The organism is Leeuwenhoekiella sp. W20_SRS_FM14 (assembly GCF_052119605.1).
Taxonomy (GTDB): domain Bacteria; phylum Bacteroidota; class Bacteroidia; order Flavobacteriales; family Flavobacteriaceae; genus Leeuwenhoekiella.
Window position 1 is genome coordinate 215,187 of record NZ_JBGQOK010000007.1, and the last position, 23,164, is coordinate 238,350.

The 23,164-nt window shown below is 36.1% G+C and carries 19 protein-coding genes; 5 read left to right on the plus strand and 14 right to left on the minus strand.

Annotated elements, in window-relative coordinates; all coding sequences use genetic code 11:
- Positions 1-42: 42 nt before the first annotated feature.
- The 11 genes from ACEN25_RS13555 to ACEN25_RS13605 form a co-directional block, all read right to left on the minus strand.
- Positions 43-990, minus strand: coding sequence for a DUF3078 domain-containing protein (locus tag ACEN25_RS13555; protein ID WP_028377356.1), 948 nt, complete (start codon positions 988-990; stop codon positions 43-45).
- Between the two features lie 97 nt (positions 991-1,087).
- On the minus strand, positions 1,088-1,591 hold the full coding sequence (locus ACEN25_RS13560) for a DUF2480 family protein (protein WP_441803377.1): 504 nt from the start codon (positions 1,589-1,591) through the stop codon (positions 1,088-1,090).
- A 15-nt stretch (positions 1,592-1,606) separates the two neighbouring features.
- Positions 1,607-1,936, minus strand: a complete 330-nt coding sequence (locus tag ACEN25_RS13565; RefSeq protein WP_028377354.1) for a DUF59 domain-containing protein — start codon at positions 1,934-1,936, stop codon at positions 1,607-1,609.
- Between the two features lie 6 nt (positions 1,937-1,942).
- The gene (locus ACEN25_RS13570; RefSeq protein ID WP_441803378.1) at positions 1,943-2,374 is read right to left on the minus strand and encodes a SufE family protein; all 432 of its coding nucleotides are present in this window, start codon (positions 2,372-2,374) and stop codon (positions 1,943-1,945) included.
- 5 nt (positions 2,375-2,379) lie between these two features.
- Positions 2,380-2,781 (minus strand): META domain-containing protein, encoded by a 402-nt coding sequence (locus ACEN25_RS13575; protein WP_028377352.1) that lies wholly within the window; start codon positions 2,779-2,781, stop codon positions 2,380-2,382.
- 63 nt (positions 2,782-2,844) lie between these two features.
- Positions 2,845-4,083: an aminotransferase class V-fold PLP-dependent enzyme gene (locus tag ACEN25_RS13580; RefSeq protein ID WP_441803389.1), complete on the minus strand. Its 1,239-nt coding sequence runs from the start codon at positions 4,081-4,083 to the stop codon at positions 2,845-2,847.
- A 122-nt stretch (positions 4,084-4,205) separates the two neighbouring features.
- Positions 4,206-5,519, minus strand: coding sequence for a Fe-S cluster assembly protein SufD (gene sufD / locus ACEN25_RS13585; protein WP_441803379.1), 1,314 nt, complete (start codon positions 5,517-5,519; stop codon positions 4,206-4,208).
- A 55-nt stretch (positions 5,520-5,574) separates the two neighbouring features.
- A complete protein-coding gene (gene sufC, locus ACEN25_RS13590; protein WP_028377349.1) occupies positions 5,575-6,330 on the minus strand; it encodes a Fe-S cluster assembly ATPase SufC in 756 nt (251 codons plus the stop codon).
- A gap of 136 nt (positions 6,331-6,466) precedes the next feature.
- The gene (locus ACEN25_RS13595) at positions 6,467-7,348 is read right to left on the minus strand and encodes an N-acyl homoserine lactonase family protein (RefSeq protein ID WP_441803380.1); all 882 of its coding nucleotides are present in this window, start codon (positions 7,346-7,348) and stop codon (positions 6,467-6,469) included.
- Between the two features lie 35 nt (positions 7,349-7,383).
- Positions 7,384-8,829 (minus strand): Fe-S cluster assembly protein SufB, encoded by a 1,446-nt coding sequence (gene sufB, locus ACEN25_RS13600; protein ID WP_441803381.1) that lies wholly within the window; start codon positions 8,827-8,829, stop codon positions 7,384-7,386.
- Positions 8,830-8,877: 48 nt separating this feature from the next.
- Positions 8,878-9,207 (minus strand): HesB/IscA family protein, encoded by a 330-nt coding sequence (locus ACEN25_RS13605; protein WP_441803390.1) that lies wholly within the window; start codon positions 9,205-9,207, stop codon positions 8,878-8,880.
- Positions 9,208-9,547: 340 nt separating this feature from the next.
- Here ACEN25_RS13605 and thiL point away from each other — a divergent pair, with 340 nt between their 5' ends.
- Complete coding sequence (thiL, locus tag ACEN25_RS13610; RefSeq protein WP_441803391.1) at positions 9,548-10,606, plus strand: thiamine-phosphate kinase; 1,059 nt, start codon at positions 9,548-9,550, stop codon at positions 10,604-10,606.
- A gap of 1 nt (position 10,607) precedes the next feature.
- Here the strand turns inward: thiL and ACEN25_RS13615 are convergent, their stop codons facing one another.
- The gene (locus tag ACEN25_RS13615) at positions 10,608-10,850 is read right to left on the minus strand and encodes a hypothetical protein (protein WP_028377344.1); all 243 of its coding nucleotides are present in this window, start codon (positions 10,848-10,850) and stop codon (positions 10,608-10,610) included.
- Between the two features lie 155 nt (positions 10,851-11,005).
- Positions 11,006-11,773: an alpha/beta fold hydrolase gene (locus ACEN25_RS13620; protein ID WP_441803382.1), complete on the minus strand. Its 768-nt coding sequence runs from the start codon at positions 11,771-11,773 to the stop codon at positions 11,006-11,008.
- 36 nt (positions 11,774-11,809) lie between these two features.
- Here ACEN25_RS13620 and brnQ point away from each other — a divergent pair, with 36 nt between their 5' ends.
- From brnQ to ACEN25_RS13635, 3 genes are read left to right on the plus strand one after another with little or no spacing between them, the layout of a single operon-like run.
- Positions 11,810-13,102 carry a branched-chain amino acid transport system II carrier protein gene (brnQ, locus tag ACEN25_RS13625; protein WP_441803383.1) on the plus strand — a complete coding sequence of 431 codons (1,293 nt, stop codon included), beginning with the start codon at positions 11,810-11,812 and terminating at the stop codon, positions 13,100-13,102.
- Positions 13,102-13,263 carry a hypothetical protein gene (locus tag ACEN25_RS13630; protein ID WP_441803384.1) on the plus strand — a complete coding sequence of 54 codons (162 nt, stop codon included), beginning with the start codon at positions 13,102-13,104 and terminating at the stop codon, positions 13,261-13,263. The genes brnQ and ACEN25_RS13630 overlap by 1 nt, the downstream gene beginning before the upstream one ends.
- A gap of 52 nt (positions 13,264-13,315) precedes the next feature.
- Positions 13,316-13,924 carry a DUF2652 domain-containing protein gene (locus ACEN25_RS13635; RefSeq protein WP_441803385.1) on the plus strand — a complete coding sequence of 203 codons (609 nt, stop codon included), beginning with the start codon at positions 13,316-13,318 and terminating at the stop codon, positions 13,922-13,924.
- Here the strand turns inward: ACEN25_RS13635 and ACEN25_RS13640 are convergent.
- A complete protein-coding gene (locus tag ACEN25_RS13640; RefSeq protein ID WP_441803386.1) occupies positions 13,917-14,417 on the minus strand; it encodes a GreA/GreB family elongation factor in 501 nt (166 codons plus the stop codon). The two genes, ACEN25_RS13635 and ACEN25_RS13640, sit on opposite strands and share 8 nt — an antisense overlap.
- A 429-nt stretch (positions 14,418-14,846) precedes the next feature.
- On the opposite strand from ACEN25_RS13640, the gene ACEN25_RS13645 reads away from it, so the two are divergent.
- Positions 14,847-23,164 (plus strand): cadherin-like domain-containing protein (locus tag ACEN25_RS13645; RefSeq protein WP_441803387.1); only part of this gene is annotated, 8,318 nt, incomplete at its 3' end.

The following is a 23,164-nucleotide window of genomic DNA, read 5'->3' on the forward strand; positions in this document are numbered from 1 at the left end:
TACCTGCGTATCGGATTTTCTTATTTTAAATGCTTTTGCTAATTAAAACGAATAGGTAAGCCCTAAAATATAGTATGATTGTAACTGGCTGTCTATACTATCAAAAGTAGGTACAGTTCCTGGAGGAGTTAATGCCGCAGCTTCTTCAATAGCATTCGCTAAGTTCTCTTGCTTGTTACCGCGCAAGCCTACTTCAAAACCAACACCTATATTGTTAAATAATTTGTAGTTGAATGCATTGATCCACGTAAAGTTTGAATAGTCACTACTCTTATAGCTTTGGAAAGCTGAAAGATTTGATTTAAAAGCAATTTTACCAATCTGGCGTGTGTAGTCTGCAACAATTTTTGCACCTAAAGAAGACTCATATACGGTTTCCCCACTGCTAAATACAAAATTGTAGTTTAACGGGTGTACAACCACCGTCAAATTAGTTATTGGAGTCCAGGTCATACCCACACCCAGGTCTAAATAACCAGGATCGTTAAAGTTGTCAAGAATTGTAGTACGATATTCACCAAGTGTTGATACAGCGAGTTTTTCACTTAGTTTATAACCATAAAGTGAAGTAATATTAAAAACATCTGTAGCATTACGGAAGCTATCATCATCATTTTCATCATCGCGATCATCAAATTTTACCCAGCCTAAATTTAGATTTAATGCATTACGCCAGAAGTATTTTTCTTCTTTTCTATTAGCAAATGCATTTACTGTAATTGCTGCATTAGCCGAAGATACATTAGGAGTACCCTGAGAATACCAGCTGCTAAATCTGCTAAAGTTTGCTCCTACAGTACCAAATGCCCCAAATTTCCAGCCAGGCATATTGTCTATTTGAGCCTGCAACGCACCTACTTCTTTCTGTAGTTTTGCAATTTCAGCTTTCTTAGGAGCCATTTCCTGCTTTAGTTCTTCTTCTGTCTTTTCTTGCGCCTGCGCAAAGCTGAAACTACAGATAGCCAGTAACATAAAAATAATTTTTTTCATCCTTCTTAAATTGTTGGTTTTGTAGCGCAAATATACAGCACACAAAAAATATGCGCAGTCTTCAATTTTAAGAAAATTTGAAAATTAAATTGAGAAACTATTTTGATTTGTAGAGTGGAACTGAAGAACAGGCTTCACCAAACATCAAATTTTTTACTGTGGCTTGTAATTTTTGAGTAAGTAAAATATAAGCATTTTGAGGTACAGGCTTATTGGAGCACCCTTTTATTATAACATATTGATCTCTATATTCAGAAACATCGAGTTTTTGAATTTCTTCAGCATATAAAACCGTTTCCAGGTCTGTTAAAGTACCTACCACTATTTTCTTAGCTACTGGCTGTAGATATGTTGACACGAGCATAAATGCCCAGGCCGGTACGATTGCATCGGTGCTGCAAGATAACGCTACAAAGGTGTCTTGATATACAGACCAATCATAGTTTTTTAAACTTTCCCGAAAGTCTTTTTCTCGTAAAATAAAACCTTCAGTTAGCCATTGGGAGATATCAATAACCTCACGTTTACCCGGAAGATATAAATCTTCCAGATTAAACGTGATAAGTTTACTGTTTGCTACTCTATTTATGATTTCCTCCATGAAGTTTCAAAACTTTTAAAGCAATCCTAATTCTAGCTTTGCTTCATCACTCATAAGATCTTGTGTCCACGGCGGGTCGAACGTAATCTCTACCTCGCAGTCTTTGACCATATCAATAGTTTTCACTTTTTCTTCTACCTCTACTGGAAGCGTTTCTGCTACCGGACAATTAGGAGTTGTTAAAGTCATGAGGATTTTAGTCTCATAATCTTCATTTACAAAAACGTCATAGATTAATCCCAATTCATAAATATCAACCGGGATTTCAGGATCATATATAGTTTTTAAAACACGAACGACTTTTTCGCCAAGTTCTTTTGTATCTATTTCTTTTGTATCGCTCATAGTATTCTAATTAGAATTTGCCTTAGCCTGATAGGCTATGGCATATAATTTAATTTGTTTAATCATACTCACTAACCCATTTGCACGTGTAGGTGAAAGGTGCTCTTTTAAACCTATTTTATCAATAAAGGAAGTGTCTGCATCTAAAATTTCCTGTGGTGGCTGATTAGAAAATGAACGGATTAAAATAGCTATTATACCCTTTGTAATAATAGCATCACTATCTGCAGTAAATTCTATTTTATCTTCATTCAAATTAGCGTGAACCCACACTTTACTCTGACACCCCTTAATAATATATTCTTCGGTTTTGTATTTTTCATCAATAAGAGGCAGTGACTTACCCAACTCTATCATATACTCATAGCGCTGCATCCAGTCATCAAACATCTCAAATTCTTCAACAATTTCGTTTTGTATTTCTTGTATACTACTCATACGCATTAATCCTCTTTTGCTGTCAAAATCAGTTTATTTTCAGCATTATAAATACTTAAAATGCCTTTTTTTAATTTGTAGGTATTTGCCTTTAGTAATGATTGAAAAAAGTTATATTCTAAAGAAGTTCCTTCAGGACACATCATTTTTGTAGCCATTGCAGGAGAAAACTTTATATTCTCTGCACTCACGACGTATGTAGAACTATAACTGTTACAAACTCCCGTACCATTAATCTGGCCTTTTTCGGGGTTAAATTTTATAGTAATTTGCTTATCTACTACAGAGTCTTTATCTATTGTTTCTACAAGATATTCTCCTTTAGGGCCCAGCATTTTCTTATCTGAAGATTTGCACGAACTGAAACAAATTATAATTACGAGTAAGATGGTTGTGGTTGCTTTCATATTTTAAATTTTGTATGAAATTACTAGTAATCATCGATATAGACTTCTAATACTAGGTTAAATTTAACTCAACATCTCCTTCGCCTTAATTACTGCACTCACAAGGCTATCTATTTCTTCAAACGTATTATAAAATGAAAATGAGGCTCTTACCGTTCCGGGTATTTTATAAAAGTCCATTATAGGTTGTGCGCAGTGATGCCCTGTACGCACTGCAATACCTAGCTTATCTAGAATTGTCCCCATATCATACGGGTGTATTCCTTTTATATTAAAAGAAATTACAGCTGTTTTATGTGTTGACTCCCCATAAATACGCAAACCCTCTATTTCTTTAAGCTTGAGCGTAGCATATTCTAAAAGTTCCTGCTCATAGTTTGCTATAGCATCAAAACCTATTGCATTCATATAGTCTAAAGCAGCGCCAAAAGCAATACCTCCACAAATATTAGGTGTGCCTGCTTCAAATTTATGTGGTAAACCGGCATAAGTTGTTTTCTCAAAAGTTACCTGATCTATCATCTCACCACCACCTTGATATGGAGGTAACTTTTTAAGTAACTCTTCTTTTCCGTACAGCATTCCCACTCCTGTTGGACCGCATATTTTGTGAGCCGAAACTACATAAAAATCTACATCAAGCTCCTGCACATCTGCTTTTATATGTGGGGCTGCTTGCGCACCATCTACTAAAACGGCTGCCCCTACTCGGTGTGCTTTTTGAATAATTTCTTCAATAGGATTTATAGTACCTAAAGCATTACTCACATGATTAACAAAAACCAGTTTTAAATTTTCTGAAATTAATTTATCAAAAGCCTGTATATCTAACTCTCCGCTTTCTAGCATAGGAATTACTCTAAGCACAGCCCCTGTTTTCTCACATAACATTTGCCAGGGCACAATGTTAGAATGGTGCTCTAAAGCAGAAACCATCACTTCATCGCCAGCCTTAAGTATTGAAGCATAACCCGATGCCACTATATTTATACTGTGTGTTGTACCAGCAGTAAATAAAGTTTGATACGAATTGGGAATATTAAAATGCTTCTGAATTTTAATACGAGCCTGCTCATAAGCATCTGTTGCTTCCTGAGAAAGTGCATGAACACCTCTATGTATATTTGCATTGTAGTTAGAATAATAATCTACAATAACATCAATTACCTGTTGCGGTGTTTGAGAGGTCGCAGCATTATCTAAGTACACTAGCGGATACCCATTAACTTTTCTGTTAAGTATAGGAAAATCTGCTCGTATTTTAGAAACATCAAAAGTGGTAGTTGCAGTAGCGGAAGCCATAAGCATTTCTTGTTTTATTCCTGACAATGCCTACAGCTATCAGAAATGTTTTCAATTAAATTTTAAAGCCAATTCAAGTTTAACTCTTTGTGCAAATATTTTATGACACAAAATGTATTCTACTACACGTCAAATCCTAAATTCACCTCTAATTTATTGGCTATTAGTTTTGTAATTCGAGCTTTTAACTGAGGTATTTTTACACTCTCGAGTACGTTATTTGCAAAAGCATACATCAATAATGCACGACCTTCTTTAACGCCAATACCTCGTGAACGCATATAAAATAAGGCATCTTCATCTAGCTGACCTATTGTACAACCATGAGAACAGCGTACATCATCGGCAAAAATCTCAAGTTGCGGCTTAGAATTTATAGAAGCTTTATCACTTACCAGAATATTATTATTAGACTGGTATGCATTAATCTTTTGCGCAATGCTGTCTACAAGTACTTTACCGTTAAAAACTCCCGTAGAACTATCATCAAAAATACCTTTGTAATCCTGATGACTCTCACAATTAGGCTGCTTGTGATGCACTAATGTATTGTGATCTACGTGTTGCTTATCTTCAATTATGGTAACCCCTTTTAAAATGGAATTATTATGCTCTCCATTCTGGTAAAAATTAAGATTGTTACGTGTTAATTTTCCACCGAAAGAAAATGTATGTACAGACACTTCACTAGAATCTTGTTGATCTATATGGGTGTTATCTATTAAAGAAGCATTCTCTTTATCATTCTGAATCTTATAGTAATCTATCATCGCACGCTTACCTGCATAAATCTCTGTAACACTATTTGTGAATACAGCATTAGCATTTAAACTCTGGTGACGCTCTATAATCTGAACTTCTGCGTTCTCTTCAGCAACAATTAAGTTACGTGGCTGAAGCATTAAACTTGACTCATTACCGGTAGCAAAATGTAAAATCTGAATAGGCTTGCTTACTGCTTTTCCTTTAGGAATATATATATAGGCTCCTTCTTTTGCAAAAGCTGTGTTAAGAGAAGTAAGACTATCCTGAGGTGCTATTTTATTAAAATAAACATCTATTACGGCCTTGTACTTAGGCTTTGTAAGCGCAGCACTCAATAAACAAACATCAACACCATCGTGGGTAGTTTCTGAAAGGTACGAACTGTAAACACCATCAATAAACACAATCTTATAGGTGTCTATATCGTGAATGAAATATTTTTTAACGTCTTTAAACTCTATAGTATCCTCTTGCTTAGGAACTAAACTGAAGTCTTGTTTTACGAGGCTGTTAAGTGACGTATATTTCCAGTCTTCCTGCTTTTTAGTAGGGAAACCTTTTTCTTCAAAAATCTTAATAGCTTCATCTTTAATATCGTGAATGCTATTATCTAAATCAAGATGTTCCTGAGATGTTAAATAAGAAGAAAGTAATTTATCTTTAAGATTCATATGTGTTCAATTCAATATTCATTGTTTAATAACGATCTGTAATTCCAGATAATTATTATCCTGCAGCTAATTCTGCCTTCACCCAGTCGTAACCTTTTTCTTCTAGTTCAAGAGCTAATTCTTTACCTCCAGACTTAACAATTTTACCATCAACTAATACATGTACAAAATCAGGTACGATATAATCTAGCAAACGCTGGTAATGGGTAATTACAATTACCGCATTGTCTTTACTTCTTAATTTATTAACACCATTAGATACTATACGTAATGCATCAATATCAAGACCAGAATCAGTCTCATCTAATATTGCTAATTTTGGCTCTAACATTGCCATTTGAAAAATCTCGTTTCTCTTTTTCTCTCCTCCCGAGAAACCTTCGTTTAACGATCTTGATAAAAATTTACGGTCAATTTCTAAAAGTTCAGACTTTTCACGTATCATCTTTAGCATATCGCTTGCTGGCATATCTTCTAGACCTTTAGCTTTACGCGTTTGATTGATCGCCGTTTTAATAAAGTTAGTAACTGAAACTCCAGGAATTTCTACAGGATATTGAAATGAAAGAAAAACTCCTTTATGTGCTCGTTCCTCGGCATCTAAATCTAAAAGCGATTCTTTTTCAAAAATCACGTCTCCTGCACTAACCTCGTATTCTTCTTTACCGGCAATTACAGATGACAAAGTACTTTTACCAGAACCGTTAGGCCCCATAATTGCGTGTACTTCACCTGCATTTACTTTTAAGTTAATTCCCTTGAGGATATCTTTTCCTTCTATACCTGCACTTAGATTCTTAATTTCTAACATAATCTCGATTCTACAGATTGCACTTTAGCAATCGTTCTTTAATTTCTTATTTAACGTTTAAATTCTGACCGTTAAAGGGTAAGAATTACGATTTATTTCTCTAAACTGAAACTCCCTTAAGAATTTCTAAACCTAACTATTTAATAGCGTCAGGAGCTTTAGTTATTTCTTTAAAATCATCCATATCGTGCTGAATAATTACTTTAGCATTCTTCTCTTTTACAAAAGCTTCAAATGCCTTAATACTCTCTTCAGATTGAGGGATATCATAATTAAACTGTGGCACTACACCATCTATTCTATTTTGCTCAAAATGATAGGTGTCGCCTGTTAAAACCAGAGGTCCTGTCTCTGGCAAATCTACAAACAATGCATTATGACCTGCTGTATGACCAGGCATATATTTGATGACAACACTACCATCTCCAAAAACATCATAATCTGTATTTGCAATAATTTCTTTATTCTTTAATGCCGAAAAAGAATCAGGAGCATAAAATGTATTTCCTTTTATATCATCGCTGTTTAAGAAATCATCTTCGCTTTGCTGAATTAACCATTTTGCATTTGGAAAATGATTTGCAGCTCCCGTATGGTCAAAATGAATGTGAGAAAACGCAATCATATTAACATCTTCAGCTTTAAGATTTATTGTTTTTAATTGATTAAGTATGCTGTCTTTTCTAGTAATTGTGAAGGCTCCTCCTTCTGGAGTATATGGCTCCTGACCTACTAGCATTTCTGGCAAACCAGTATCCCACAAAAGAATCCCGTTAGGGTGTTTTATCACATAAAATGCGTCTGCTAACTCTTTACTTTCTCCTTTGTAGGTGTCTCCCTGCGCAAAAAGATTTAAATTATTAGCCATTACCGTTCCTCCATCAAAGGCATAAAGCTCAACGTCTGGTTTTGCAGTTTCTTCTACAACAACTTCTTCTTTATTTTCCTCTTTTTTTGAGTCTTTACAACTTGCAAAAGCAAGAGCAACAAGCGAATAAAAAGCAATTTTTTTAATCATTGTATTTAGTATTTCTTTTCCTAATTATTAAACAATTATCCTACAGACCCTTCTAATGAAATTTCTAAAAGCTTTTGAGCCTCAACAGCAAACTCCATAGGAAGTTTATTTAAAACCTCTTTACTAAAGCCATTAACAATAAGTGCAATAGCCTTCTCTGTATCTATACCACGCTGGTTACAATAAAAAATCTGGTCTTCACCTATTTTACTTGTAGTTGCCTCGTGCTCTATTTTTGCCGATTTATTTTTAGCTTCAATGTATGGGAAGGTATGCGCCCCACATTTATTACCCATCAATAAGGAATCACATTGAGAAAAATTACGCGCATTGTCTGCTCTGCTATTAATTTGAACCAGACCACGATAACTATTTTGAGAATTTCCGGCAGAAATACCTTTAGAGATAATTGTACTCTTAGTGTTTTTTCCTAAGTGAATCATCTTTGTGCCGGTATCTGCCTGCTGAAAGTTATTAGTTACCGCAATAGAATAGAATTCACCAATTGAGTTATCCCCTTTAAGAACACAACTAGGATACTTCCAGGTTACCGCACTACCTGTTTCAACCTGCGTCCAGGAAATTTTAGCGTTTTTCTCACAAAGACCACGTTTTGTTACAAAATTGTAAACACCGCCTTTACCCTCTTCATTACCAGGATACCAGTTCTGAACTGTAGAATATTTAATCTCAGCATCATCAAGAGCGATAAGCTCTACTACAGCGGCATGTAATTGATTTTCATCTCGTGATGGAGCTGTGCAACCTTCTAAATAGCTCACATAGCTACCCTCATCTGCCACTACAAGCGTGCGCTCAAACTGACCGGTATTTGCCTGATTTATTCTAAAATATGTAGAAAGTTCCATTGGGCAACGCACCCCTTTAGGAATATAGCAGAAAGAACCATCACTAAATACAGCACTATTAAGAGCGGCGTAGAAATTATCTTTTTGAGGAACTACTGTTCCCAAATATTTCTTCACTAGCTCAGGGTGTTCTTTTATCGCTTCAGAAATAGGACAAAAGATTATACCTTTTTCAGCCAATGTCTTTTTAAAAGTAGTTGCTACAGAAACAGAATCCATTACGATATCTACTGCAACACCTGCAAGTTTTTTCTGCTCATCTAAAGAAATACCTAATCTTTTAAACGTGTCCAGCAATTCTGGATCTACCTCGTCAAGACTATCGTATTTAGGTTTTTTTGAAGGTGCAGAATAATAGGAAATGCTCTGAAAATTTGGTTTTTCATAATGCACATTTGCCCATTCCGGCTCGTCCATCGTTAGCCAATGTCTGAAAGCCTCGAGCCTCCAATTGGTCATCCATTCTGGCTCGCCCTTTTTTAAAGAAATAGCACGTACAATATCTTCATTAAGTCCTATAGGAAATGTTTCAGACTCAATATCTGTATAAAACCCGTATTTATATTCTTTAGTGGCTAATTCCTTTTCTAAATCGTCTTCTGTGTATGCCATATACTTTTTATAACCTGTTCAAATAATTGAACAACTTTTTAATTCTTTTTAAAGTGAAAAACTTTCACCACAACCGCATGTACGCTGTGCATTGGGATTATTAAATACAAAACCCTTACCATTAAGACCGCCGCTGTATTCTAAAACAGTACCTATGAGGTATAAAAAGCTTTTTTTATCTACTATAAGCCTAATACCATTGTCTTCAAAGAGTTTATCTTCTTCAGCAATGCTTTTATCAAATTTTAATTCATACGATAAACCAGAACAACCACCGCTCTTTACCCCCACTCTAACATAGTCAGCGACAGCATCATAACCCTCCTCATTCATCAAGGCGGCTATTTTCTTTTTAGCGTCTTCACTTACTTTAATCATATCATTTTCAATTAGTGCAAATATACCATTTAAGTAGGGTTTTACCATACTTCCTTACATTAAACTATATTATGATTGTATAGCTTCTATATATAGCAAAATATTTAGTTATCACAATAATTTATTCTTACGAAAAATTAAACAAGTTTAGACTGCAAAAGCAACAAAAATACTTGTTTCAGCGTCTATTTGGTTTTAAATAAGCAATTAATAGATCCATAGTAAGTAAGAGTTAGAAGCATCTCATTAAAACTGAAATTACAAACAAATGAATATTTTGGGACTGTAATTTTCCATTCAACATATTCAAACTAACTTTGTGCGCAAAATAACAGCTATTATGTTTGACAATAAAGATCAATCCCGCACGTCTCTAAGCGAACTTGGTGAATTCGGTTTAATTAATCACTTAACTAAAGATTTTACCATAAGACAATCTAGCACTGTAAAAGGCATTGGCGATGATGCTGCGGTTGTAGATGCAAACGGAAGACAACTTGTAATCTCTACAGATTTACTGGTTGAGGGTGTTCATTTTGATATGAGCTTTATGCCTTTAAAACATTTAGGATACAAAGCCGTTATGGTAAACCTTTCTGACATTTACGCGATGAATGCAGAACCTACACAAATTACAGTTTCTATTGCCGTATCTAACCGGTTTCCGTTAGAGGCTTTAGAAGAATTATATGCCGGTATTGAGCTAGCCTGCGCGATCTACAACGTTGACCTGGTAGGTGGTGACACAACTTCAAGCACAAAAGGGTTACTAATAAGTATAACCGCTCTGGGTCTGGCCGATGCAGATCAAATCGTAGGCAGAGATGGTGCTAAAGATGGAGATTTACTTGTTGTATCTGGTGATTTAGGCGCATCCTATATGGGGCTTCAGATTTTAGAACGAGAAAAACAAGTACATAGAGTAAACCCTAATTCTCAACCAGATTTAGAACCTTATTCCTACTTAATAGAGCGCCAACTTAAGCCTGAGGCTCGTAAAGATATTATTGAGTTACTCAAAAAATTAGAAATAAAACCCACCGCAATGATTGACATTAGCGACGGTCTTTCTTCAGAAATTATTCACTTATGTAAAAACTCAAATGTGGGTGTGAGACTTTATGAAAATAAAATACCCCTAGACCCGCAAATGATTACTGTTTGCGAAGAGTTTAAAATAGACAGCACCACAGTAGCATTAAGTGGCGGTGAAGATTACGAACTCTTGTTTACAATGCCGCAAGCAGACTATGAGAAGATTAAAGGAAATCCTAATTTTACAATTATAGGCCATATTACTCCAGAAGGTGACGGAATGAATTTAATCACACGAGCAGATACCTCTATTCCGCTTGTAGCACGTGGCTGGAATGCACTAACTAACGATAGTGAAGATTAGATTATGCAGATTGACGCTGATGCCTAAAAACATAAAACTTCTCCATTACTTCGTTTATCTGTCTTAGTTTTGGAGTAAGTATTAGTTTATCGCCATCTTCATTTTCTGTGAACTGCTTTTTGCATTGAATACACTGAAATTCTTTCTGTTCATTTTTATAAAATCTTAAGATCTCATATTTATGACCTAAGATTTTACATAGTATACTGCTAAACATGTTTTTAATTAATTGTGGAGAATTCATATTAGGGAGTTAAACTGTTGAACACCGTGAAATTAACAAAAAATAACGTTAAAAGGTTTATTTTGACGCTTAAAAACATTATAAGCGCTGTAAATCTTTGAATTCAATTTAACACATTACACTTATAGCTGGTTAAATTATTGATTTACAGTTTTTTAAAATTGAATTAAATGCTTCATTAAATCATTTGGATTTTCAAGATGCAACATATGCCCGCCATCTAAAACGACTACTTCGACATTCTGGTTGCTAAATTTATGGGTCAAATGACTAGAATCTAGCAATGTATCATGAGCTCCTAACACAATTTTCTTCTTAAATAAGGCTTGTTTAAATAAATTGCTATAGTCTGTTCGTAAAGCCATCGCTTCCTGACAAGCTATATAACTTTGTTGAGAAGTAGCCAAAGCTGTATTTTTTGTTTGCTGAATTTCTTCCTCTAAATTTGCTCTAAATTTTTGTGTAAATAAATTCACTACAGACATTGATATGAGCGCCTCATAGTTGGTTTTAGCTACTTTTATTCCGTGTTTACGCAATTCTTTGCGTTCTAAAGTATCTGCTTCAGGTGTAGAATTCATTAATAGAACACCCATGACTTCTTGCGGAAATGTTTCCGCATAAGCCAGTGCAACATAACCACCCATAGAGTGCCCTATAAATTTAACCTTAGCTATACCGCATTCTCGTAAAACCGAATGTACTGCATGTGCCATATCTACCATTGTGTTTCCGGCAGCAAGCAAACTACTTTCTCCATGACCCGGTAAGTCAATACTAATAACCCGGTAATGTTTTGCGAGATTAGTTAAGAATGGATCCCAGATTTCTTTATTTTCTAGAAAACCATGCAGTAAGCAAAGATTTTCCCCATTTCCAACAACGGTGTAATTAAGTCCTTCAGACTTTATAGATAGTGTCATTTTATTTTATCTTTCGCCCCGAAAGATACGCAGCATATGAGATTTACCAAAGAGACCGCAATTACTTCATTTGCCTTGTTCTCCCTTTTTTTTGGAGCCGGAAATTTAATTATACCTCCTTTTTTAGGATATACAGCTGGCAGTATGTGGCTTATAACCAGTTTAGGATTTGCGCTTTCGGCAGTGGTAATTCCCATTTTAGGCATTTTTGCTCACGCACGTTTACAGGGAACTTTACTAGATTTTGGAAATAAAGTACATCCTATATTTAGTCTTATTTTTTGTATTATCGTCTATCTTATTGCCATTACCTTACCAGGGCCGCGTACTGCTTCTGTCACCTACGAAATGGGATTACAACCTTATTTCGCCATTAACTCATTAACGTCTAGCAGCATCTATTTTGGATTGGTTCTAATTTTTGTACTTAACAGATCTAAAATTATTGACCTCCTAGGTAAATATCTAACCCCACTTTTATTAATCATATTAGCAACTATAATTGGAGTTGCTGTTTTTGCAGAATTACCCGCTCCTCAAAAAATCTCGGAAGAGGGCTCAGTTTTTAAAGGAATTATAGAAGGTTATCAAACTTTTGATGCTATAGGAGCTATTGTAATAGGTGCGATTTTAGTAGTTTCCTTAAATCTTAAAGATCACGAATCTGCAGATATAAAGAAAAAGCTTCTTTTTAGAGCAGGTATCTTTGCAGGTCTAGGCTTGTTCTTAATTTATTTTGGTCTTATTTACGTAGGGGCATTATACAGCACAATACTGGAGACTTCTTCCCGTACAGACCTACTTTCATTACTTAGTTATGAGACCCTGGGTAAAGGTGGCAGGGTAATGCTTTCTGTACTTATAAGCCTGGCCTGTTTTACAACCGCTATAGGAATTGTTACAGGTACTTCAGACTTTGTAAAAGGCATTCTCAAAGGGTCACAAAAAGCCTATATAATTACCGCCGTTTCTGCATGTATTTTAGGAGTCATTATCGGTCAAACCGGCGTAGCATATATCATAAGTATTGCAGTACCCGCATTAAATTTTATTTATCCGTTAGTAATCGTTTTGATTATCCTGAATGTCTTTCCGGCTAGAATGGTGTCAGCATTTATATTTAGAACTGTAACCATTAGCACTTTTTTATTGAGTATCCCAGATTTTTTAATAAGTCTTAACCTACTGTCTATAGAAACAGCCAAAGAATTAATCCCATTTACAACTTACGGAATCACCTGGGTTATACCCACTTTAATTATTTTTGCTTTAGCAAAATTAGTAGATCCCTTTATCTTTAAAAAGGCAAAAACAGATACTGAAATCTAATGGCAAAGCGAGGAACTCCCAAGAACGGAAAGAATAAGGCATTACATACAAAGCTGCTCAAGCGCAAAAAAGACAAATTACGTGATGATAAACAATTGAGAGCAGATAAACTAAAAGCAATTCTAAAAGCTACCCAAGTCAAAGACATCACGGGCGATTAAATATTTCCCAATATATCACAGGTATATTTTAAAATAATAGATATTTACCGCTATGAAAGCAGAACCCACTTTAATTTGTATCCCAGACATTAGCGGTTTTACCCAATTTATGCGCGAGGCCAATTTTGAGCTTACTTCACAAATTATACCTGCACTACTCAATGAGATCATTTATTCAAACACAATAGATTTAAAAGTGTCTGAAATTGAAGGAGACGCCGTTCTGTTTTTTAGAAGTGGAGAATTACCAATCCTTGACGATCTTATAGATCAATGTAAACGGTTTTATCTTGATTTTTATCACCGCATGAATTTGCTTTATAAAGAACATAAGAAAGCTGAAGACGCAGAAAGTATTCCGCAAATTTTAGGGTTAAAAATCATCGTACATTACGGTGAAGAAATAGCCATGGTTCCTATAGGGAACAGAATTAAATTAATGGGGGAAGATGTCATTACCGCGCACAGATTATTAAAAAATTCTATAAAAATTGATGAGTATTTACTCATTTCAGACCAACTTCTAAACAACTACAACAAAGAAGAGTTTATTAGAAAATGTAACTGGAGTACTTTACACAGTGAATCTATTGAAGTTGAGCACTTGGGAACAATTAATTATCATTATATAGATTTACTACCTTTAAAACAAACTAATTAGTGTAACGAATCTCTTTAACTTTTAAAAGTCTCGTTTCATTACCTAATTTTAATTCTGCAATTTCACCTACTTTTTTTCCCACTAAAGCTTTCGCTATAGGTGCTGTAAATGCAATTTTCAATTTTTTTACATCTGCCTCATCTACCCCTACAATTGTAATGGTATTTAGCTTTGAGTTAGGTTCTATTTGGTAACTTACTGTCGCTCCAAAACGTACTTCGTCACTTTCTGTATTTTCTAAAACACGAGCAGAAAGCAACCGCTCATTAAGCAGTTGCAATTTACCTACGATAATAGCTTTTGAACGCCTTAATTCGCGTTCATCAATTTCAGTGAGATTTAGAAGTTCATTTTCTAATTCTAGTTTTTCAGCCTTAAGTGCAGCTAGTCCATTTTTTGTTACATAATTAATTTCTCCTTTTGGCAAAGCTGCCCTGGGCGGAATAATTAGTGCTTCTTCCTGATCATCTTCTTTTACAAATCCTCTGCTCATAACGTCGCTTTTTTAAATAAGAATATACATATTCAACGCACTAGATTGTCTTATAAAAAACTTAAAATACCTACGTAAATAATTGCACAATCGATTGTTATAAAAAAATTATAAAATTTAACATATAAAAAATTTTCCCATACATTACTTCAAAACATAATAAAAACGACAATATTTATTACTATAAATAATAATTTATATGCTCTCATATAACCTTAATAATAAATTGGCGCGTGTTGTTGAATTTTCCTACTAAAAAATAATTAATTCTACAAGAGCGTAAAAACCCATTTATCGCTTTATTACGTATATTTGACGATATTTAAGCGTCGTTTATCAACAAAATCGCAAAGATGTTAACATTGATTTGTAAATTTAATGTCACTAAACAGCTTTTTAAGAATTGTATCCCAACTTTAATTCGCACCCATGAAAAAAACTACTTTCACCTACTTTTTAGTATCATTTTTTATATTTTTTTCGTGTTTTACAGCTTTTTCTCAGCGCTCTTGTAATAATGTAAGTCTTTCACCGGCGAGTCTAGACTTTCAAAACCCAACATTTGAAAGTGGCAGTAACAATAATGTTGCAAATCAAGGAGATATTTATCGTTTTTCAAATGTTGCGCCTGGCGTTGATGCCCGTGTAACAATTACCCAACTACTAAACGGAGCTACTTTACCTCAACTTGACAGACCAGCACTAATAGAGGGTTCTGATGGGTTTGATAGAGCTTTTCAACCTACACTTAGAACAAATGGTGCCAATTCTGGAGCTCGATTTAACATTCAATATGTGATTACGGGTACAAATACCCCGGTAACACTAAATTTTAATATAACCGCATTAGACGTTGATGGTAACAATGTAGATTTAAGAGAACGTGTACAATTAAGCCCCCTTCCTGATTCTTATTCGCATAATAATCCTACGGGAATCACCTTTGCCAACAATGCCACAATTTTACAAGGTACCGCGACAACCGTTGCAGTAGAGCCCGGTACAGGTGTGAGTCCACAATTTGGATTTTCAAGTTATTATGAGGGAATTTCTCAGGTTAGTGTTTTTATATTGAATGTAGGTGGAGCCGCTTCTAATGACAGACAGTTCGCTATATTATTTGAAGACATTGCTTACCCTAACCGTGTAGACAATAATTTTACTTCACCTCTTATTTGTGGTACTGTAAGAGATAATTTAGGAAATCCAATTGCGGGAGTTACTCTCAATTTAACTGGCGGTGAGACTCAAACTACCACTACAGCAGCTGATGGATCTTACTCATTTACCTTAAATAAAACAGGTGTTGTAACAGCTCAATCTTACACAATTACACAAGTTGATCTGCCAAATTATCTATCAATTAGCGACGTAGATGGGGGAAATCCTAACGTAATAACACGAACAATAAATACTAAGTCTAGCTTAAATAATGATTTTGTAGATGGCCTTGATGATGACGGTGACGGAGTCTTAAATGTCAATGATATATGTCCCGGTTTTGATGATAATGTAGATACTGATGGTGATGGAGTCCCCAATGGCTGCGATGTTGATGATGATAATGATGGGATATTAGATATTGATGAAGAAAGTCCTTGTATAGCTTCTGTATCTTATGAATTTTATGATTTAGTACCTGCTGGTTTAACAGTAGATAACATTCCTACAAGTGGAGCACTTGCGACAGGCACAGTAGGTAATTTTGATGTCAACTCACTTCAAAATACTGTAGATCCAGGCGACACAGACACCTATGCAATTCGATATACCGGATTAGTAAATATTGCCACTGCAGATACGTATACCTTTTTCACAAATTCTGACGACGGCTCAAAATTAATTATTAACGGTATTGAGGTTGTAAATAATGATGGTGATCACGGTCCTAGAGAGGCTAGTGGTGCGATAAATTTAAATGCAGGTCTTTACCCAATAACCGTGTTATTTTATGAAAATGGTGGCGGTGCAGTTCTAACGGTGAGTTATCAAAGCAGTACAATTTCTAAAACAGCACTGCCCTTCTCTATATTATCTTGTGGATTAGATTCTGATGCAGATGGAACACCAGATTATTTAGATTCTGATTCTGATAATGACGGTTGTAGCGACGCAAATGAAGCGTATGGTGATGCAAATGCAGATGGTGGCGATAATGAATTTTACGGTACAGGGAATCCCCCTTCGACTAACCCAAATGGAACAGTACAAGGCGCTACATATCCTGGCACAAATGTAAATGTCACTACAGCTGGCGCGGCTCCTGTACTAAGTGCACAACCTACCAATAAACTTATAGATGAAGGACAAAATACGCAGTACTCGATTACAGCTACAGGCGCTTCTTTATCGTACCAATGGCAAGTAAGTACAGATGCAGGAAATACTTTTACAAATCTTTCTAATGGCGGCATCTATGCTGGTGTAAATACAGCTACTTTAAATCTTACAAATGTAAATTTCTCATTCAATAATAGTCGTTATCGAGTTATAGTTACTAGTGCAAATAATATATGTACCCCGGTAACATCTACACCCGCAAGCTTAACAATAAACAGAAGGCCGGTTGCTGTTGATGATGCTAACACCGTAATTGAAGACACGCCGCGTAATGTTGCGAATGACAGCCCTAATGATTTATTGCAAAATGATACTGATGCAGACGGGAATACTATAACTATAACCGCATTTACATTTAATGGCATATTATATTCACCCGGAGCAATCGCTACAGTTACAGGAGTAGGTACATTACAAATAAATGCAAATGGAAGTTATCTATTTACTCCTGCCCTAAATTTTGTAGGTACTATACCTGCAATCACCTATACAATAAGTGATGGCAGAGTAACAGATACAGCAAATCTCACGTTAACGATGGTTCCTGTCAATGATGCACCAATTGCAGTAACTGATAATTATACCACAGATGAAGATACCTCAGTTATATTAACACCTCTAACCGGAGATTCTGATGTGGACAATGATCCATTAACAATTACGTCTATTAATGGTACGAATTTAACACCGGGAACAGCGCAAACCATTAACGTCCCTAATGGTGTAGTAACAATTGCAGCTAACGGAATTATCACATTTACTCCTGCTTTAAATTTTAATGGAAGTGTGACTTTTCCATACAGAATAAGTGACGGCAATGGCGGTACAGCAACTGCAAATCAGGCGATTACCATAACTCCTGTAAATGACAATCCAGTAGCAGTAAACGACAGTTACACTACAAATGAAGATACGCCTGTAATATTAACTCCATTAACTGGAGATTCTGATGTAGATAACGATGTACTAAGCATTACATCTATAAATGGTACAAATTTAACTCCGGGAACAGCACAAACTATTGCGGTAACAAATGGTTCTGTATCTATAGCAGCTAATGGAACAATTACCTTTACTCCCGCTCCTAACTTTAATGGTACGGTTACGTTTCCTTATGTGATAAGTGACGGTAATGGTGGCACTGCAACTGCAAACGAAATTATTACCGTTAATGCGGTTAATGACAATCCAGTTGCAGTAAACGACAACTACAGCACTAATGAAGATACTCCTATAATCCTAACACCATTAGACGGAGATTCTGATGCTGATAATGATGCTTTAACAATTACACAGATTAATGGGACACTTCTAACTCCTGGAACCGCACAAACTATAGCGGTCACTAATGCTTCAATTACCATCGCGGCTAATGGAACAATTACCTTTACTCCAGTTCCAGATTTTAACGGCAATGTTACGTTTCCATATACAATAAGTGATGGTAATGGAGGTACTGCTACAGCAAATGAAATCATAACAGTAAATCCTGTTAATGATAATCCTATTGCAAATCCTGACCTCAATTCTACTAGAGAAAATACGACACTTACAGTTAATGCTATTAATGGCATTTTAAGCAATGACACAGATATTGATAATGATGCTCTCGAAGTAACGACATTTACAATAGCCAATAACGCTACAATCTACAATGCAAATAGCGTAGCCCCTATTACAGGAATAGGAACATTGCAAATAAATGATGACGGAAGCTATGAGTTTATTCCTGAGATAGATTATTTTGGCCCTGTACCTGTCGCCACCTATTCTATTACAGACGGAAATTCAGGATCAGCCTCTTCGACACTTACTCTGGTAATTAATGCAGATTCAGACGGGGATGGTATCGCAGATATTGATGATTTAGACTCAGACAATGATGGTATTTTAGATACAATTGAAGGACAGGGCATAGACCCTACCGCAGACGCTGATGCTGACGGTGTACCTAACTATCTGGATTCAGATTTTGCTGCACTTGATGCTAATGGTATAGCCGCAGGTTTTGACTTTGACGGTGACGGGCTACCTAACCATTTAGATCTTGATGCAGATAATGATGCTATTCCAGACGTTTTGGAGGCTGGTCTTGCAGATACAGATAACGATGGTCTTGTAGATACCTCCTCTTTTGGAACTAATGGTTTTGCAGATTTCTTAGAAACTTCAGCAGATAGTGGCACACCTAATTTTACGGTGCGTAATACAGATGCCTCCTCAGATATTAAAGCTACTCTTTACGACTTTCTCGATAGAGATTCAGACAATGATGGTCTTTCAGATACAACAGAAGCTTTTTCAAATAACAATTCCTATAACGACACAGATAACGACGGAATAGTTGATGGATTTACAGATACAGACAACAACGGGTGGCACGATGCTATTGATGCTGAAGTTACATTTCCTGCTTTTCTCAATTCTGATACAGATGCATTACCTAACTATTTGGATCTCGATTCTGATGGAGATGGTTTACCAGATACATTTGAAGGAAATTTTCAAATTGTTGACGGTGATAACAATGGTATTGTAGGCACAGGCACTCCTGCAGATAGTGATGAAGATGGTCTTGCAGATACAAATGATCGTGATTTTGGCGGCAATGTTTTAGATAATTTCGGTTTTAATCAAGACAGAGATGGTGATGGAATTAATAACTATATAGATATTGATATTGACAACGACGGTATCATAGATAATATAGAAGGGCAATCAACTTCAGTCTATGTTGCACCATTAGGAACAGATACAGATAGCGACGGAATAGATGATGCATATGATGTGGATAACGGGGGTGCAGGTATAGGATATACAAATACAGATGGAGGTTCTGCTCCAGATTATGCAGACGTAGATTCAGAAAATGATGGGATTTTTGATTATCTCGAAAACAATACAACTGCAGATGATTTATTTACACAGCGGGCTGATGGTATCCTTGAACCAAATCAATTTACCGATTCTGATGGTGACGGGCTCGCTGATATTTACGATACTATTTCTGGAACAGGAACTGCCGGTAATGCTACAAACGGTGGGCAAACGCCAAATGACCAGCCAGATTTAGACCCTGCTGGTGGTGATCGTGACTGGAGAGAAGCTTCAGCGCAGGACAATGATGGTGACGGCATTAATGATATTGTTGACTTAGACGATGATAATGATGGTATCTTGGATACTGATGAAGACTTCAACGAAGATGGAGATAACAACCCAAGAACCAATCCATCAGACAAAGATGGAGATGGTATTCCTAATTATTTTGATTTAGATACAGATAATGATGGTATCCCAGACTATCGCGAAGCAGGCGGCACAGATGATCCTGACGGAAACGGTCAACCAGGAATAGGAGTTTTAGATAATACGGAAGTTAATGATAATGGTATTCCATTAGCAGTAACTACAGATCAAACTTCTACAGATTCAAATCTTGCAATTCCTAATACAGCAGGGACTAATAACCCAGATTTTATTGATCTAGATTCAGATAATGATGGTATTGTAGATGCTATAGAAGCCGGCGGTACAGATGTGGGTGGAGATGGTCGTTATGGTGCCGGTATTGCTAATGATGCAGATGCAGATGGTCTGGCAGATATTTTAGATCCTTATGACGACCGTGAAGGTAATTCTGACAAACCATTTGGTGTTATAGGAATACCTCTACCTGTACCAGATACAGACGGCGATGGTTTTCCAGATTATTTAGATTTAGATTCTGATGATGATACGATACCAGATAATGTTGAAGGTCAAAGTACATTAGGATACAGACCGCGTTTAGAAGTTGATTCAGATAAAGATGGTCTTGATGACGCGTATGATTCAACAGATAATGTGGGAATTCCTATTATACCTGTAAATACAGATGGAACTGATGTTCCTGATTATTTAGATTTAGATTCAGATAATGATTTTTTATTTGATATCGTTGAAGCTGGCAACGCCACTGCAGATACAGACAATGATGGCCAGACGAATACTGCTGTGGGTAATAATGGTTTAGACAATAATTTTGACAATGCAGACACATACGTAGACGTAAACGGGATTCTAGATGATACCCAGGCAGATAACTTCCCTGATGAAGACGCAGATGTAAATACTGGTGGTGATGTAGATTATAGAGATATTCAAGATACAGATGGTGATGGCGTTGCAGATGCTATAGATCTTGATGATGATAATGACGGTATTTTAGATACTGCAGAAAATGGTGGTATAGACCCTACTCTCGATTCTGATGGAGATGGAATACCAAATTATAAAGATTCTGACTCCACAGGATTTGTAGATTCAAATTTAGATTTTGTTGATGATAATTTTGATACAGATTTAGATGGAATAATAGATCAATATGATAGTGATTCTGATGGAGATGGTTGTAATGATGCAAATGAAGCATATAATTCAGGTTCTGCAGATGCAGACGGAAACGGATATTACGGCACTGGTAATCCACCTGCTGTAAACACAGATGGTACTGTTATTGGCGCATCCTACCCGGGTACAAATGCAAATGTTACTACAGCCGGTGCAGCACCGGTTATTGATGTTCAACCTGCTGATCAATCAATCAATGAAGGTGAAAATGCTACTTTTTCAGTAAATGCTACAGGCGCAACGCTCAATTTTCAATGGCAACTAAGTACAGATAATGGAGCTACATTTACTGATTTAGCTAATGGAGGTATTTACTCAGGAACTACAACTTCTACCCTTAACTTAACTGCTGTCCCTTACTCACACGACAACTATCAGTATCAAGTTATCGTAACAGATAATAGTTACATATGTGATTTTACAGCCTCAACCCCTCCTGCCCTTCTTTCAGTAAATGGTCTACCTGTAGCAGTAGATAACTCAAATACCACTTTTGAGGATGTCGCTATTACTGTTCTAGATGACAGTGCAGACGATTTGTTGCAAAATGACACTGATGCTGATGGAGATTTATTAACCATTGTAACATTTACATTTGATGGAGTTTCTTATAATGCAGGAGACTCTGCTTTTATAAATGGAGTAGGAACACTTACAATAAATGTAAATGGTAGTTACTCTTTTGTACCCTCTTTAAATTACAATGGAACTTTACCTACAATAACATATACCATCACAGATGGTATTGCAAATGATACAGCAAATTTAAATATCACAGTTATTCCCACTCCAGATGCTGTAGATGATACTTTTACTACAAATGAAGATACAGCGGTAGATGGAAACTTATTTGCAGATAATGGAAATGGAACAGACGATTTGGGGGTTACTCCTACCACAGCAGCACTTACTACAGGAACTACAAACGGAACTCTGGTTGTAAATGCAAATGGTAATTTTACTTATACTCCAAACGCTGATTTCAACGGTATTGATAGCTTTACCTATACCATCACAGATGCTAACGGCCAAACCAGTACCGCTACTGCTACTATAACTATCACACCTACTCCTGATGCAGTAGATGATTTATTCACAACTTTTGAAGACACTCAAGTTTCAGGAAATTTATTTGATGATAATGGAAATGGAACAGATGATTTAGGCTCACTCCCTACTACAGCTATTTTAGAGACAGCGACGACTAATGGTAATGTTACTGTAAATCCAAATGGCACATTTACCTATTTACCCAATGAGAACTTTAATGGAACTGATAGCTTTGAATATACTATAACAGATACAAACGGACAAATAAGTACAGCTACAGCAATAGTAACTGTTATTGCAACACCAGATGCTGCTAATGATAGTTTTACTACAAATGAAGACACTCAAGTTTCAGGAAATTTATTTGTAAATAATGGTAACGGAATCGATGATTTAGGAACAGAATCAACTACGGCAGCTATTGAAACGGCTGCAACTAATGGGACAGCGGTCGTTAATACTGACGGTACATTTACCTACACTCCAAATGATGATTTCAACGGTATTGATAGCTTTAACTATACCATCACTGATACTAACGGTCAAACCAGTACCGCTACTGCTACCATAACTATTATTGCTACTCCTGATGCAGTAGACGATGCCTTTACCACTAATGAAGACACGGCTGTAACGGGTAACTTATTTGCTGATAATGGAAGTGGAATCGATGATTTAGGAACAGAACCAACTACGGCTGCTATTGAGACGGCTGCAACTAATGGGACTACTATAGTCAATATTGGAGGGACATTTACTTATACTCCAAATGCTGATTTCAACGGTATTGATAGCTTTACCTATACTATAACAGATGACAATGGGCAAACCAGTACCGCTACTGCTACAATTACCATCACTCCGGTGGTAGATATTGTAGCAGATACAGATACTACGTTAGAAGATACTGCTGTAACTACAGCTGTACTCGATAATGATACCTTTCAGGGAACATACGGTACAGA

Bases quoted from the DNA above. Each gene is read 5' to 3' on its own strand.
- ACEN25_RS13570 (WP_441803378.1), bottom strand. From the start codon at position 2,374: ATGAGTAGTATACAAGAAATACAAAACGAAATTGTTGAAGAATTTGAG.
- ACEN25_RS13640 (WP_441803386.1), bottom strand. From the start codon at position 14,417: ATGAGCAGAGGATTTGTAAAAGAAGATGATCAGGAAGAAGCACTAATT.
- sufD (WP_441803379.1), bottom strand. From the start codon at position 5,519: ATGAATCTTAAAGATAAATTACTTTCTTCTTATTTAACATCTCAGGAA.
- ACEN25_RS13630 (WP_441803384.1), top strand. From the start codon at position 13,102: ATGGCAAAGCGAGGAACTCCCAAGAACGGAAAGAATAAGGCATTACAT.
- ACEN25_RS13620 (WP_441803382.1), bottom strand. From the start codon at position 11,773: ATGACACTATCTATAAAGTCTGAAGGACTTAATTACACCGTTGTTGGA.
- sufC (WP_028377349.1), bottom strand. From the start codon at position 6,330: ATGTTAGAAATTAAGAATCTAAGTGCAGGTATAGAAGGAAAAGATATC.
- sufB (WP_441803381.1), bottom strand. From the start codon at position 8,829: ATGGCATACACAGAAGACGATTTAGAAAAGGAATTAGCCACTAAAGAA.
- ACEN25_RS13560 (WP_441803377.1), bottom strand. From the start codon at position 1,591: ATGGAGGAAATCATAAATAGAGTAGCAAACAGTAAACTTATCACGTTT.
- brnQ (WP_441803383.1), top strand. From the start codon at position 11,810: ATGAGATTTACCAAAGAGACCGCAATTACTTCATTTGCCTTGTTCTCC.
- ACEN25_RS13580 (WP_441803389.1), bottom strand. From the start codon at position 4,083: ATGGCTTCCGCTACTGCAACTACCACTTTTGATGTTTCTAAAATACGA.
- ACEN25_RS13605 (WP_441803390.1), bottom strand. From the start codon at position 9,207: ATGATTAAAGTAAGTGAAGACGCTAAAAAGAAAATAGCCGCCTTGATG.
- ACEN25_RS13635 (WP_441803385.1), top strand. From the start codon at position 13,316: ATGAAAGCAGAACCCACTTTAATTTGTATCCCAGACATTAGCGGTTTT.
- thiL (WP_441803391.1), top strand. From the start codon at position 9,548: ATGTTTGACAATAAAGATCAATCCCGCACGTCTCTAAGCGAACTTGGT.
- ACEN25_RS13575 (WP_028377352.1), bottom strand. From the start codon at position 2,781: ATGAAAGCAACCACAACCATCTTACTCGTAATTATAATTTGTTTCAGT.
- ACEN25_RS13595 (WP_441803380.1), bottom strand. From the start codon at position 7,348: ATGATTAAAAAAATTGCTTTTTATTCGCTTGTTGCTCTTGCTTTTGCA.
- ACEN25_RS13615 (WP_028377344.1), bottom strand. From the start codon at position 10,850: ATGAATTCTCCACAATTAATTAAAAACATGTTTAGCAGTATACTATGT.
- ACEN25_RS13565 (WP_028377354.1), bottom strand. From the start codon at position 1,936: ATGAGCGATACAAAAGAAATAGATACAAAAGAACTTGGCGAAAAAGTC.
- ACEN25_RS13555 (WP_028377356.1), bottom strand. From the start codon at position 990: ATGAAAAAAATTATTTTTATGTTACTGGCTATCTGTAGTTTCAGCTTT.